This is a genomic window from Phenylobacterium kunshanense (assembly GCF_003254525.1).
Classification (GTDB): Bacteria; Pseudomonadota; Alphaproteobacteria; order Caulobacterales; family Caulobacteraceae; genus Phenylobacterium; species Phenylobacterium kunshanense.
This window is the reverse complement of record NZ_QFYS01000002.1, coordinates 371,010-384,886: the sequence shown is the minus strand read 5'-3', so window position 1 is coordinate 384,886 and position 13,877 is coordinate 371,010. Positions and strand designations below refer to the sequence as shown.

The 13,877-nt window shown below is 68.9% G+C and carries 10 protein-coding genes; 3 read left to right on the top strand and 7 right to left on the bottom strand.

The window, feature by feature from the left end; genetic code table 11:
• The first annotated feature begins 36 nt into the window (after positions 1-36).
• On the top strand, positions 37-429 hold the full coding sequence (locus tag DJ019_RS06200) for an ATP-binding protein (RefSeq protein ID WP_111275109.1): 393 nt from the start codon (positions 37-39) through the stop codon (positions 427-429).
• Positions 430-448: 19 nt separating this feature from the next.
• Here DJ019_RS06200 and DJ019_RS06195 read toward each other — a convergent pair whose 3' ends face one another.
• The 4 genes from DJ019_RS06195 to DJ019_RS06180 all read right to left on the bottom strand — a co-directional run bounded on the left by DJ019_RS06195 (position 449) and on the right by DJ019_RS06180 (position 5,215).
• Positions 449-1,327 carry a cistern family PEP-CTERM protein gene (locus DJ019_RS06195; RefSeq protein WP_111275108.1) on the bottom strand — a complete coding sequence of 293 codons (879 nt, stop codon included), beginning with the start codon at positions 1,325-1,327 and terminating at the stop codon, positions 449-451.
• A 146-nt stretch (positions 1,328-1,473) separates the two neighbouring features.
• Positions 1,474-2,712 (bottom strand): acetyl-CoA acetyltransferase, encoded by a 1,239-nt coding sequence (locus DJ019_RS06190; protein ID WP_111275107.1) that lies wholly within the window; start codon positions 2,710-2,712, stop codon positions 1,474-1,476.
• A 44-nt stretch (positions 2,713-2,756) separates the two neighbouring features.
• A complete protein-coding gene (locus DJ019_RS06185; protein ID WP_111275106.1) occupies positions 2,757-4,226 on the bottom strand; it encodes a carotenoid oxygenase family protein in 1,470 nt (489 codons plus the stop codon).
• A gap of 29 nt (positions 4,227-4,255) precedes the next feature.
• The gene (locus tag DJ019_RS06180) at positions 4,256-5,215 is read right to left on the bottom strand and encodes a winged helix-turn-helix transcriptional regulator (RefSeq protein ID WP_111275105.1); all 960 of its coding nucleotides are present in this window, start codon (positions 5,213-5,215) and stop codon (positions 4,256-4,258) included.
• Between the two features lie 124 nt (positions 5,216-5,339).
• Here DJ019_RS06180 and DJ019_RS06175 point away from each other — a divergent pair, with 124 nt between their 5' ends.
• Positions 5,340-6,137, top strand: coding sequence for a DUF1295 domain-containing protein (locus tag DJ019_RS06175; protein ID WP_111275104.1), 798 nt, complete (start codon positions 5,340-5,342; stop codon positions 6,135-6,137).
• Here the strand turns inward: DJ019_RS06175 and DJ019_RS06170 are convergent, their stop codons facing one another.
• Positions 6,138-6,578: a DUF4442 domain-containing protein gene (locus DJ019_RS06170; RefSeq protein ID WP_111275502.1), complete on the bottom strand. Its 441-nt coding sequence runs from the start codon at positions 6,576-6,578 to the stop codon at positions 6,138-6,140.
• An 82-nt stretch (positions 6,579-6,660) separates the two neighbouring features.
• On the opposite strand from DJ019_RS06170, the gene DJ019_RS06165 reads away from it, so the two are divergent.
• Positions 6,661-7,554, top strand: a complete 894-nt coding sequence (locus tag DJ019_RS06165; protein WP_165843909.1) for a LysR substrate-binding domain-containing protein — start codon at positions 6,661-6,663, stop codon at positions 7,552-7,554.
• A 5-nt stretch (positions 7,555-7,559) separates the two neighbouring features.
• Here DJ019_RS06165 and DJ019_RS06160 read toward each other — a convergent pair whose 3' ends face one another.
• Complete coding sequence (locus tag DJ019_RS06160; RefSeq protein ID WP_111275102.1) at positions 7,560-9,011, bottom strand: glutamate synthase subunit beta; 1,452 nt, start codon at positions 9,009-9,011, stop codon at positions 7,560-7,562.
• A gap of 24 nt (positions 9,012-9,035) precedes the next feature.
• Positions 9,036-13,679: a glutamate synthase large subunit gene (gltB, locus tag DJ019_RS06155; RefSeq protein ID WP_205854095.1), complete on the bottom strand. Its 4,644-nt coding sequence runs from the start codon at positions 13,677-13,679 to the stop codon at positions 9,036-9,038.
• Positions 13,680-13,877: the final 198 nt, after the last annotated feature.

Genomic DNA, 13,877 nt, shown 5'->3' with positions numbered 1-13,877 from the left:
ATAACCCAGCTCGGCGAACATGCCCAACCCGAAGCCATGCTGATCGTGCGGTTGTCGCCAACCGCCCGGGCGGTCGCGGATGCCCTTGGGGTCGTCAGAAGCTTCAGCGACGGGAGCGAGCTGCCGCCGACCGCCGCCGAGCGGCTGGCCGTCGTCGTCGAGGAATGGGTGGCGAATGTGGTCGAGCATGGCGATGCCCACCCCGACAGCCGCATCGTCCTGCGCATCGGCCACCGGGAAGACCACCTGCGCCTGACGGTCAGCGACGCGGGTCGGCCGTTCGACCCGCGCGAGGCGGTCTTTGCCGGTCCGAATCTGGAACGCGGCGGCGGCGCGGGCCTGGAAATCATCCGCGCCTGGAGCCGGATCGTCGACTACCGGCGACGAGCCGGCCGCAACCGGCTCGTCCTCATCATACCGCTGGACTGATCGCCAGCGTGCCCGGTCTCTAGGCGGCGATCGCGCGGCGGCGCGAGCGCAAGGCGACGCCGGCCCCGCCGAAGCCGATGATCATCAGCGCCCAGGTGGAAGGCTCGGGCACCCAGGCAACGGGCAGGCCGTAGCCGCTGTCGTCGCTGTCGTGGCCGCAGCCCTTGCCGTGCTTGTGGCCCTTGTAATCGTAGTACTTGCCATAGGTCGTCGTGCGGGCGCCGGGATCGTTGAACTCGATGCCGTCGTAGGCGACGAAGGGGTTGCGGAAGCCCACCGTCGACTTCGACGAGTAGAACTTCAGCGTGAACATCCCGCTGCCCGACTCGCCCAGCTCGGGACCGGCGTTGGAGCCCGGGTCGCAGTTGCTGCTGCTGTTCGTCGGGGAGCCGTAGAACGACCCCTTGGTGGTGAAGCAGACGTCGAAATCGTCGTCGATCAGGTAGTTGTTGACCGGGTCGAAGTCGCCACGCCCCACCGTGCGGTACTCGCCGCCCGGGGCGAGACTCACCGACTTCAGGGTCTGATTGACATCGAAGCCGATGGCCGTGACCCGGGACTCGGTTACCGGATCGACCGAGGCGTTCTCCACCAGGTACTCGAACTGCCAGGTCTTTCCGGCGTCCTTCACCTCCGTCAGCCGGTAGAGAACCGTCGAGGCGAGGCCTGGCAGCACCTCGTTACCGTTCTGGTAGGCGTCGGTGTAGCCCTCGAAATAGATGCGATACCAGACGTTCGTGCTGCTCTGGTTCCAGGACAGGGTGGTCGTCGGCGTCCACGCCTCGCCCCACACCTGCGTGCCGTTCCAGTCGATGAGATCCCAGCTGTGGGCCGGCGCGGCAAACGCGCCAAGGCTCAGCGCCAGTGCGGCCGTGGCGACCGCAGTCTTCCTGAACATGATAGTCCCCCGTCCCCGATCGGGTGGCCACAGCGGCCTGTTGTTAACTTTTCTCAAAATCTACCCAAAGCCAAGCTGACTCGCCTCGAAGGCGAGTGAGGGCTCTCGAATCGCGCGCGTGTTCAGAAAATGCGACCCCTGCGCGATCAAACGCCCGCCCCGACCACGAAGCAGGCCGTCGTGGTGGTGCTGCCGCCGATGTTCAGCATGGCGAAGCGGCGCGCACCGCCCACCTGGCAGTCCTCGGCCTGGTCAGTCACCTGCCGGGCGCAGTCCAGCATCATCCGCACGCCCGTGGCGCCGACGGGATGGCCCAGGCCGATCAGGCCGCCGCTGGGATTGATGGGCGTGGCTCCGCCGGGCGCGATGATCCCGGTCTCGATGGCCTTCCAGCTCTCTCCCGGCGCGGTGAGGCCCAGGTGGTCGATGGCCATGTATTCCGTGGTCGTGAAGCAGTCATGGACCTCGACGCCGTCCAGCGCCTCGGGGCCGGCGATCCCGGCGCGCGCGTAGGCGTCGGTGATCGCCCGTCGCACGTGCGGGAAGACGTAGGGCTGGCCCCGGCTCTTCTCGAGCTTGGGTTCGTAGGAGATGTGCGAGCTGCGGTGACCCCAGCCCTCGATGCGACCCACGGATTCCAGCGACCGGCCGTGGCGGTCGGCATAGGCGCGCGCCGCGCGTTCGCTGGCCAGGAAGACGACCGCGGCGCCGTCGGTGACCTGCCCGCAGTCCTGCCTGCGGATGCGCCCATGGACGACTGGGTTGGCCTCGTCGTCCTCGGTGAAGCTGGCGTTGGTGAAGGCCCACTTCCGCGTCTGGGCGTAGGGATTTCGCCGGGCGTTGGCGAAGTTGATCCGTGCGATCTCGGCCAGGTGCTCGTGCTTCAGGCCATAGCGCCGGTCGTACTCGTCGCCCAGGTCCGAGAAGACAGCTGGCCAGGGATACTTCACGCCCTGCCGCTCGCGACCAGACCACATGGCCGGCCCGCCGATGTTGAGCGCCGCCTGATCGCCGGGCACGTTGCGCATCATCTCGATGCCCAACACCGCGATCAGGTCGTAGCGGCCCGCCTCGATCTCGGCCGCCGCCGAGAGCAGCGCCATGCTGCCGGAGGCGCAGGCCGCCTCGTGACGCTGGGTAGGTATTCCATCCAGCCGCGGCTCGGCGGCGGCGAAGAAGCCGCCCAGGTGGCCCTGGTGGCAGAAGATCTCCGCGGTGAAGTTGCCGACGTGCGCCGCCTCCACCTGTTCGGGCTCGATGCCCGTGGCGGCGAACCCCGCGTCCAGCACCTCCTTGAACATGGCGAACAGATCGCCGCCCTCCCGCGCGAAGTTGCGGGCGAAGTCGGTCTGGGCGCCGCCCAGCACGAACACCTTTGACGTCATGGTTTCCTCCGGCGGCCGCACCGCGCTTGTGGATGCTTTGGCTGTCAGACGCGGGCGCGCCGAATGTCCTCGCCGTTGGCCCACGCCGCGTGGGTGCCCGACGAGATCCGGTGCGGCAGGATGATCTGGCAGACCGGCCCGGCCTCGATGTCCTTGGCGTCGATGAGGACGCACTCGGACCGATCCTGCCGCAGGTCGGTGATGAAGCTGACGATGTAGCCGTCGTCTTCCTCGGTCGCCCCGATCCGCGGTGCGAACGGCGCCTCCGAGCCATAGCGGCCGTCGCCGAAGGGCAGGCTCCAGCTCCTTCCCGTGTCCAGGTCGTGCTTGACCAGACCGTTGAACAGGAACCAGCCCGGCTCGGTCGTCGTGGAATAGAGGTAGCGGCCCTTGCGACCCGCGACCTTCATGTTGAAGGACCCGAACTCCAGGACGCGGTCGTCGAGGTGGCCTTCCTTCACCTCTCCGGTTCGCATGTTGAAGCGCCAGCGATGCAGCTTGGGCTTCATCGAGTGCTCGTCGAGATAGGCCATCATCTGGCCCAGCTTGCCGGGGAATCCGTCCAGCGCCGGGGGCTGGGGATCTTCCTGGAAGTAGCCGTCGAGGACGATCTCGTCGCCCTCCTCGTAGGCGTTCATCCAGTGCAGGACGTAGGTCGGATCGGCCTCGAACCAGCGAATGTCCTCAGGCTTGCCGTAGCGCGGAATGATGGCGAAGCGGGTCGGCATGTCGGGGTGGAAGCGGGCGGCGTGATAGCCCTTGGCCAGCAGGCTCTCGTCCCAGAACAGCGGCAGGTCGGCGAAGATCGAGTAGTTCTGCGTGAAGGCCATGTCGTGCGGCAGGCGCGGCCCCGGCAGGGGGATCGGCACGTAGTGGCGCAGCCGGTTGTCCGGCCCCACGACGCCGTAGTGCATGTAAGGCGCATGCTTGGAGTAGTTGAAGAACAGCAGCTCGCCCGTCGCCTCGTCCACCTTGGGGTGGGCCGAGATGCCGTCGATCGGCGTCCAGCTTTCGATGCCCTGCTGCTCCAAGGAATAGGGATCCAGCCGGTAACCTTCGCCACACTGGTAGAAGGTCGAGAGGATCCTGCCCGCGTGCACGACCACGTCGGTGGACGATGAGTCCTTGATGCCGCCATGGCAGCCGAATCCCGGCCGTTTCGACTGGCTCGGGTGCTCGGCGATGCCGGCCCACAGCGCGCCGCCCGCCTCCTGCTCGGCCTCGAAGCCGCGGGTGCGGACGAAGCGGTTGCGATACTCGGCCTCGCCGTCGCGGAACGAGATCGCGTGGATCATCCCGTCGCCGTCGAACGGATGGTAGACGCCGATCGGATCGTGGACCGGGTTCTCGGTGTTGCGGACATAGACGCCGTCGATGTCCTTTGGGATCTCCCCGATCACCTGCATGCCTGTCGCGTCGTACTCGTCGAAGTTCGGGGTCCAGGCCCCGTTCATGTACGGGTGGTTGTTGGGGCTCAGGGTGTGCCTGATCCGGTTGACGAGGGTCGTGGGCATCGGCGGGTCCGTTGTTCGGCGGTTGTCGGTCAGGAAGCCACGTCGCGGCGCGCTGGAGCGGCCTCGACGATCTCGAAGGTCACGTCCTGCGGGCGCACAGGCGCATGGCAGCATGAGCAGGTGACGGCGGGCCGCAGGTCGTGGCCGTCGGCGCCATGTCGCAACAGCAGCGGTGGGCCTTCCGGCGCGACGTAGTAGCGGTCGCCCCACTGCAGCAGCATCAGCAGGATCGGGTAGTAGTCGAGGCCCTTCTCGGTGAGCCGGTACTCGTAGCGGGGCGGGCTGGCGGAATAGGCCTCGGCGCGGATCACCCCCTTGCCGGCCAGCCAGGACAGCCGCTCCGACAGGATGTTGCTGGCCATCGCCGTGTCGCGGCGGATCTCGTCGAAGCGGCGGACGCCCGTGAAGATCGAGCGCAGAACCAGGCTGGCCCAGCGGTCGCCGGTGATCTGGGCCGCCTCGTCCATGAGGGCCGTCTCGCCGGCGCGTTCGGCCGCCGCGGCCCGCTGCTGGCGGCGGCGGCTATAGCGGGCCGCCATCCAGCCCACGCCCGGCCCCTCGGTCCAGTCCACGTCGCGGGCGGTCACCTCCTCCCCGCAAGCCAGGCACGTCGGCGTGGGTTCGAAGATCTGGCCGCAGGTCGTGTGGCGCAGGAGGATGTCGAGCTTGCCCTCGCGCGGCGCCCACCGGCGCTCCCAGCGACGCAGCATCAGGGCCGTCCAGTAGAGATCCTGGCCCTTCTCGGTCAGGCGGTACTCGAACCGCGGCGGGGTCTCCGAATAGGCGACCTTCCGAAAGATGCCGGCGGCCACCAGCCGCTTCAGGCGATCGCTGAGCAGAGCGTTCAGGAGGCCCGTGCGCGCGCGGAAGTCGTCGAATCGTCGTGCGCCGATCCAGCTCGCCTCGAGGATCAGCAGGGTCGAGGTGTCGCCTACGACCTCCAACGCCCGCCAGATCGAACAGGTACGGATGAACCTGGGCTCGCGCATGATCTCCGGTGCGGCATGGTTGGGCGGGGTCCAGTTGACTCCGCAACTGTCGCGACCCTACGCTGCCTTCGTTGCATAATCAAACTGACTCCTGGCGCGCGACGACCGGGATCGCGAGGGGGCCATGACCGAGATCCTGCCGTTGCTGGGCGCCAACTTCTGCGTGGTGATCGCCGCCATGCTGGTGTTCTGGCTGATCAGCATTCCGCTCAAGGACGTGAGCTTCATCGACGCCTGCTGGGCGGCGGGCCTCGCGCTCATGGCGGTCTCCTCCTACCTGTTCGGCGGCGGGGCGGAGCCTCGGAAGCTGCTGATCGTCTCGCTGGCGGTCGTGTGGGGCCTGCGCCTGGCCAGCTATCTGCTCTGGCGCTGGCGTCGCGACGGGCCCGACAAGCGCTACGTCGCCATGGTCGCCAAGGCGAAGGGCAACCCGCACCTGATGACCCTGACCAACGTGTTCCTGCTGCAGGGCGTGTTGCTGTGGGCCGTCTCCCTGCCGGTGCAGCTGGGCCAAGTGTCGCCCGAGCCGGCCGAGCTCGGCGCGCTCGCCTTCGCGGGCGCCGGCCTCGCCATCGTGGGCATCCTGTTCGAGAGCATCGGCGACTGGCAGCTGGCGCGCTTCAAGGCCGACCCGGCCAATCACGGGAAGGTCATGGACCGCGGCCTGTGGCGGTACACGCGGCACCCGAACTACTTCGGGGACCTGTGCGTCTGGTGGGGTCTCTACGCTATCGCCGCCGAGACGAAGCCGGGCCTGTTCGCGATCGTCGGGCCGGCTGTGCTGACCTGGCTGCTGATCCAGTTCAGCGGCGCCGCGCTGCTGGAACGCCGGCTCAAGCGCTCGAAGCCCGAGTACGAGGACTATGTCCGACGCACCAGCGCCTTCATCCCGTTGCCGCCGAAGCGGCTGGCCGAGGGCTGATCAGGCGGCGGCGGGCTGGCGCGGCCGGGCGAGATTCCAGGTGACGTCCATCTCGGCGACGACCTGGCCGTCGGCGTCGGCCAGCACGACCGCCACCTCGAAATCGGTCCGTCCGTCCGCCGCAAGCCGGTCCGCGATCGCCGCCGGAGGCTCGACGATACGCGCCGTGGCGATGAGCTCGCCGCGCGCCACCCGCAGGTAGCGGATCTCGGACTTGCGCACGAGAGGTCGGACACCCTCGCCGACGGCCTGACCGAAGCTGGCCATCATCGCCCCGCCCGAGGCGGTCTCGGCCAGGGTGAACAGGGCGCCGGCGTGGACGCTGCCGATGTGGTTCGTGAGTTCGGGTGCGTCGGGCAGCCGGGTGCGGCAAGCGTCCAGCCGCTCGACGCGGGCGTGGTCGGCGAAGGGAACAAGGGGGCGTCGGGGCGTCTCGGTCATGGCCCGTTGGTGCCGCCTGGCGCGCCGGACGACAAACGAAACCGCTGCGTCTAAGGTGAACTCAGTTCACTCGAAAGCCGCCATGGTCACGACCCACCCCCTGCCGCCGCTCGAACAGTTCCGCGCCTTCGAGGCCGCGGCGCGGCTGGGATCGTTCCAGGCCGCCGCACGCTCGATCCATCTGACGCCGTCGGCGATCAGCCACCGGATCCGGGCGCTGGAGACATTCTACGGCGTCGCCCTCTTCGTTCGCGGCCATCGGCGCGTCGAGCTGACCGAGGCGGGCCAGGCCCTTCAGGCGAGCGTGGCGCTGGCATTCCTGGAACTGCAGCGTGGCGCCGCCGCGCTGCGGCAGGCCCGCGATCCGTCCATTCTGAAGGTCACCGCCGCACCGGCCTTCGCGAACGCCTTCCTGACCCGGCGGATCCAGGCGTTCGAGTCCGCCAACCCAGGCCTGGAACTGCAGTTGGAGGCCTCCGCGACCGTGGTGGACCTAGAGGCTTCGGGCGCGGACGTCGCCGTGCGGCTGAGCGCCGGGCGACCTGCCGATGTCGACGCCGAGCGGATCCTGCCGCTGGTCGCGGGTCCCGTCTGCACGCCGGCCCTCGCCACGGTCCTGCGGCGTGAAGGGTGGCCGGGGGTCACCCGACTGCGCCTGCGGCTGGATCCCAAGGGTTGGGACGCCTGGTTCGCCCGCGCCGGCGTCGACGGCGCGCCCGGGCGCGAGCTGTGGTGCGACAGCCTGAACGACGCCATGCAGGCGGCGCTGGAGGGCGCCGGCGTCGCCCTGGCGCCGCTCGCCCTGGCCACGCCGCATCTGCGCACCGGACGGCTGGAGGCGCCCTGCGCGGAGACCGTGCGATCGAAGCTCAGCTACTGGCTGGTCAGCCGGCACGGCGAGGCGCGAACGGGCAAGGTCGCCCGTTTTCGGCGCTGGCTGAAGGCTGAGCTGGCGGAGGCCGAAGCCCCCGCCTGAACGCCTCAGCGCGGCAGGTTCGACGTTCCCATCAGGAAGGCGTCCACCGCCCGGGCGCATTGGCGGCCCTCGCGGATCGCCCACACCACCAGCGACTGGCCGCGGCGGGCGTCGCCGCAGGCGAAGACGTTGGGCTGCGAGGTCCGATAGTCGTTGGTGTCGGCGAGCACGTTGCCGCGCGGGTCGAGATCGACGCCGCTCTGCTCGACCACACCGGCCCTGCGCGGACCGACGAAGCCCATCGCCAGGAACACGAGGTCGGCCTTCAGCTCGAACTCGGAGCCGGCGATCTCGCGCATCTGCATCCGGCCGTCGGCGCCGGCCACCCATTCCAGCCGCACGCATTCGATCGCGGTGACGCGGCCGTCCTGGCCGATGAACCGCTTGGTCGCCACGGCGAACTCGCGCTCGGCGCCTTCCTGGTGCGAGGAGGAGGTCCGCAGCTTCAGCGGCCAGTCCGGCCAGGTCAGGGCCTTGTTCTCGCGCTCGGGCGGCATCGGCATGATCTCGAGCTGGGTCACCGAGGCCGCGCCGTGGCGGTTGGAGGTGCCGATGCAGTCCGAGCCGGTGTCGCCACCGCCGATGACCACCACGTGCTTGCCCTGGGCGTTGATCGTGCCGTCGGGCGCGGCGATGGATTCCGGATCGCCGGCGTTGCGCTTGTTCTGCTGGGTCAGGAATTCCATGGCGAAATGCACGCCCGCCAGCTCGCGACCAGGGACGGGCAGGTCGCGGGGATCCTCGGCGCCGCAGGCCATGACCAGCACGTCGTAGTCGTCCAGCAGGCGCTGGACGCTGACCATGTCGCCGACCTCGAAGTTGGTGCGGAAGATCACCCCCTCGCCTTCCATCTGCCGGACGCGCCGGTCGATGAGGTGCTTCTCCATCTTGAAGTCGGGGATGCCGTAGCGCAGCAAGCCGCCGACCCGGTCGGACTTCTCGAACACGGTCGTGGCGTGGCCGGCGCGCGCGAGCTGCTGGGCGCAGGCCAGGCCCGCGGGGCCGGAACCCACGACGCCAACCCGCTTGCCCGTGCCGCGCGGCGACGGTTCCGGCTTGATCCAGCCCTCTTCCCACCCGCGGTCGATGATCTGGCACTCGATCGACTTGATGGTGACCGGGGTGTCCGGGATGTTCAGCGTGCACGAGGCCTCGCACGGGGCGGGACAGATGCGGCCGGTGAACTCCGGGAAGTTGTTGGTGGACTGCAGGTTGTCCAGCGCCGCCTTCCACTGGTCGCGGTAGACCAGCTCGTTGAAGTCGGGGATCTGGTTGTTCACCGGACAGCCCTGGTGACAGAACGGAATCCCGCAGCTCATGCAGCGCGACGCCTGCTGGCGCAGTTCGTCGGCCGGCAGCGGAACGACGAACTCGTTCCAGTGCTTCAGGCGCTCGGCGACCGGCGCATAGCCGCGGTCGTGGCGCTCGATTTCCAGAAAGCCGGTCGGCTTGCCCATCTCAATCTACCCCAGCAATCCGGATTATTCGGCCGCCACGGCGGCAGCCGCGGCGCGTTCCTTGGCCATGTCGGTGAGGGCCCGGCGGAAGTCCTTAGGCATCACCTTCACGAACGACGGCAGCACCTGGTCCCAGTTCTCCAGGATCTCGGCGGCGCGGCGGCTGCCGGTGTGCAGGTGGTGCCGCTCGATGAGGATCCGCAGGCGCTCGGCGTCGTGACCGAGCAGGTCGCCCATGCCGGCGTTCTCGACCGATACCGACCGCTGGCTCGGCCGCAGGGCCTCGTCGCCCGCCCCGGCGCCCGTCGCGACGGGCTCCAGGTCGACCATGGCCTTGTTGCACAGCGGTTCGAAGCGCTTGCGCGGATCATAGACGTAGGCCACGCCACCGCTCATGCCCGCCGCGAAGTTGCGGCCGGTGTCGCCCAGCACGACCACGACGCCGCCGGTCATGTATTCGCAGCCGTGGTCGCCCACGCCCTCGACCACCGCCACGGCGCCCGAGTTGCGCACCGCGAACCGCTCGCCCGCCACGCCCTCGAAGTAGGCTTCGCCGGCGATGGCGCCGTAGAGCACCGTGTTGCCGACGACGATGTTGCGGGTCGGATCCCGGCTGGACTCGGCCGGCTGGCGCACCACCACCCGGCCGCCCGACAGGCCCTTGCCCACATAGTCATTGGCGTCGCCGACCAGCGTCAGGCTGACGCCCCGGGCCAGGAAGGCGCCGAAGCTCTGCCCCGCAGTGCCGCGCAGCGTCAGGGCGATGGTGTCTTCCGGCAGGCCGGCGTGGCCGTAGCGCTTGGCCACCTCGCCCGACAGCATGGCGCCGACGGTGCGGTTGACGTTCCGGATCGCGTACTCGCCGCGGACCGGCTCGCCGTTCTCCAGCGCCGCCTTGGCGTCGGCGATGAAGGTGTGGTCCAGCGCCTTCTCCAGGCCGTGGTCCTGGGTCTCGGTGTTGAACAGCGTCCTGCCTTCCGCCGGCGCCGCATAGAGCAGCTTGGACAGGTCCACGCCCTGCGCCTTCCAGTGGTCGACCGCCTCGCGCATGTCGAGCCGGTCCACCCGGCCGATCATCTCGTCGAGCTTGCGGAAGCCCATCTGGGCCATGATCTCGCGCAGCTCTTCGGCCACGAAGAAGAAGTAGTTGATCACGTGCTCGGGCTGGCCGGTGAAGCGCGCGCGCAGCACCGGGTCCTGGGTCGCCACGCCCACCGGGCAGGTGTTCAGGTGGCACTTACGCATCATGATGCAGCCGGCGGCGATCAGCGGCGCCGTGGCGAAGCCGAACTCGTCGGCGCCCAGCAGGGCCCCGATGGCCACGTCGCGACCCGTGCGCAGGCCGCCATCCACCTGCACCGCGATGCGGCTGCGCAGGCCGTTCAGCAGCAGGGTCTGCTGGGTCTCGGCGAGGCCGATCTCCCACGGTGAGCCCGCGTGGGTCAGCGAGGTCAGCGGGCTCGCGCCAGTCCCGCCCTCGAAGCCCGAGATGGTCACGTGATCCGCGCGCGCCTTGGCCACGCCCGCGGCGACGGTGCCGACGCCCACCTCCGACACCAGCTTCACCGAGATGCGGGCGCGGGAATTGGCGTTCTTCAGGTCGTGGATGAGCTGGGCCAGGTCCTCGATCGAGTAGATGTCGTGGTGCGGCGGCGGGCTGATCAGGCCGACGCCCGGCGTCGAGTGCCGGACCTTGGCGATGTTCTTGTCCACCTTGTGGCCCGGCAGCTGGCCGCCTTCGCCGGGCTTGGCGCCCTGGGCCATCTTGATCTGGATGTCGTCGGCGTTGACCAGGTACTCGGTCGTCACCCCGAACCGCCCAGAGGCCACCTGCTTGATGGCCGAACGCAGGGAGTCGCCGTTCGGCAGCGGCTTGAAGCGGTCGGGCTCCTCGCCGCCCTCACCCGTGTTCGAGCGGCCGCCGATGCGGTTCATGGCGATCGCCAGGGTCGTGTGCGCCTCGCGGCTGATCGAGCCGAACGACATGGCGCCGGTGGCGAACCGCTTCACGATCTCGGACGCGGGCTCCACCTCGTCCAGCGGGATCGCCTTGTCCGCCAGCTTGAAGCGCATCAGGCCGCGCAGGGTGAGCAGGCGCTCGCTCTGTTCGTTGATGCCCTTGGCGAAGGTCCTGTACTCGTCCGGCAGGTTGCCGCGGACGGCATGCTGCAGCTTGGAGATCGTTTCCGGCGTCCAGGCGTGCGCTTCGCCGCGCAGGCGCCAGGCGTACTGACCGCCCACGTCCAGCATGGACTTGTAGATCGGGCTGTCGCCGAAGGCGTCGCGATGACGGCGCACCGTCTCCTCCGCCACCTGCTCCAGGCCGACGCCCTCGATCGTCGTGGCCGTGCCGGTGAAGTAGCGATCGACCAGCGTCGAGGAGAGGCCGACCGCGTCGAAGATCTGCGCGCCGCAGTACGACTGGTAGGTGGAGATGCCCATCTTGGACATCACCTTCATGATGCCCTTGCCGACGGCCTTGATGTAGTTCTTCCGCACTTCGTAGGCCGACAGCGACAGGCCGTTGCGGACACGGATCTGCTCCAGGGTCTGGAACGCCACGTAGGGGTTCACCGCCTCGGCGCCATAGCCGGCCAGGACGCAGAAGTGGTGCACCTCGCGCGCCTCGCCCGTCTCGATGACGAGGCCGGTCTGCATGCGCAGGCCCTGGCGGATCAGGTGGTGGTGCACCGCCGCGGTGGCCAGCGCCGCCGGGATGGGGATGCGGTCGGCAGACACCGCCCGATCCGAGAGGATCAGGATGTTCATGTCGGCCAGCACGTGCTCGGTCGCCTCGCGGCAGACGCGCTCGATCGCAGCCTCCAGCCCCGCCGCGCCTTCTTCCGCCGGCCAGGTGATGTCGATCGTCGCCGTCCTGAAGGCGCCGTCCAGCAGCTCGTTCACCGCCCGGATCTTGGCGAGGTCCTCGTCGGTGAGGATCGGCTGGGCGACTTCGAGCCGCTTGTGGGTGCCCGCCTGGCGGCCCAACAGGTTCGGCCGCGGGCCGATCATCGACACCAGGCTCATGACCAGCTCCTCGCGGATCGGGTCAATGGGCGGATTGGTGACCTGGGCGAAGTTCTGCTTGAAGTACTCGTACAGCAGCTTGGAGCGCGACGAGAGCACCGCGATCGGCGTGTCGTGGCCCATGGAGCCGATGGGGTCGTCCCCGTCGCGCGCCATCGGCTCGAGGAAGAACTGCACGTCCTCCTGGGTGTAGCCGAACGCCTGCTGGCGATCGAGCAGGGTCTCAGGATCGTTCGGCTGCGGCTCGGCGGCGACGCCGTCCAGCGACAGCTCCTCCAGCTTGAACTGGGTGTCGGCCAGCCACTGTTGATACGGCGCGGCCTTGGCGAGGGTCGTCTTGATCTCCTCGTCCTCGATGATGCGGCCCTCTTCCATGTCGATGAGCAGCATCTTGCCGGGCTGGAGGCGCCACTTACGGACGATGCGCTCCTCCGGCACGTGCAGCACGCCCACTTCCGAGGCCATGATCACATGGTCCTGGTCGGTGATGACGAAGCGGGCCGGACGCAGGCCGTTGCGGTCCAGGGTCGCGCCGATCTGGCGGCCGTCGGTGAAGGCCACGGCGGCCGGACCGTCCCACGGCTCCATCAGGGCGGCGTGGTACTCGTAGAAGGCCTTGCGTTCGGCATCCATCAGCGGATTGCCGGCCCAGGCCTCCGGGATCAGCATCATCATGGCCTGGACCAGCGGGATGCCGCCGGCGACCAGGAGTTCCAGCGCGTTGTCGAGGCACGCCGTGTCCGACTGCCCGTGCGGGATCAGCGGCCACATCTTGTTGAGATCGGGCCCGAGCAGCTCGCTCTCCAGCGTGCGCCGGCGGGCGTTCATCCAGTTCACGTTGCCGCGGACGGTGTTGATCTCGCCGTTGTGGGCGATGAACCGATAGGGGTGCGCCAGCTTCCAGGACGGGAAGGTGTTGGTCGAGAACCGCTGGTGGACCATGCACAGCGCGCTCTCGCACCGCTCGTCCTGCAGGTCCTTGTAGAAGCTGCCCACCTGGTTCGCCAGCAGCAGGCCCTTGTAGACCACCGTCCGGGTCGAGAACGACGGCAGGTAGACCTGGGTGATCTCGGGGATGCCGCGCTTGGCGGCGAGGTCCGCCAGCGGGTTCTGGAACTGCTTGCGGACGGCGAGCAGCTTGCGCTCGTGGGCGTCCTGGTCCTTCACGTTCGGCCCGCGGCCGACGAAGGCCTGGCGGATCATCGGCATGGAGGCGAGGACGGCCTCGCCCAGGCCGTTCGTGTCGACGGGCACGTCGCGCCAGCCGAGCAGGGGCTGCTTCTCGACCTTCAGGAAGTGCTCGAACTGCTCCGTTGCGACCGCACGCGCCTGCTCGTCCTGCGGCAGGAAGCACATGGCCACCGCATATTCGCCGGCCGGCGGCAGGTCGACGCCCGCCTCCTTCGCCCAGTCGCGGTACAGCCGGTCCGGAATCTGGATCAGGGCGCCCGCGCCGTCGCCCACCAGCGGGTCGGCGCCCACGGCGCCCCGGTGGTCGATGTTGACCAGGATCTCAAGGCCGGCCTGGACGACCTCGTGCGATTTGCGGCCTTTAATGTTTGCGACGAAGCCCACGCCGCACGCATCGTGCTCGTTCCGGGGATCGTAGAGGCCTTGCCGTTCCGGCGGTCGCATCATCATGGTCGTCCATCCATACCTGTGGCGGCGGGGCAAGCCCCGCGCGCCGGATGGGCTTCTAGACGGCACAATCGTCCCTTGTCGATGGGCTTCACGCCCTTGACGGGGCACGTTTTTCTAAGGGCGCGCCCACAGCCGTTGAACGGGCCGCCGTTCTGCGACAACCGGCCGCTGAGCTGGCGCTGCGATTGGAGGCGCGCC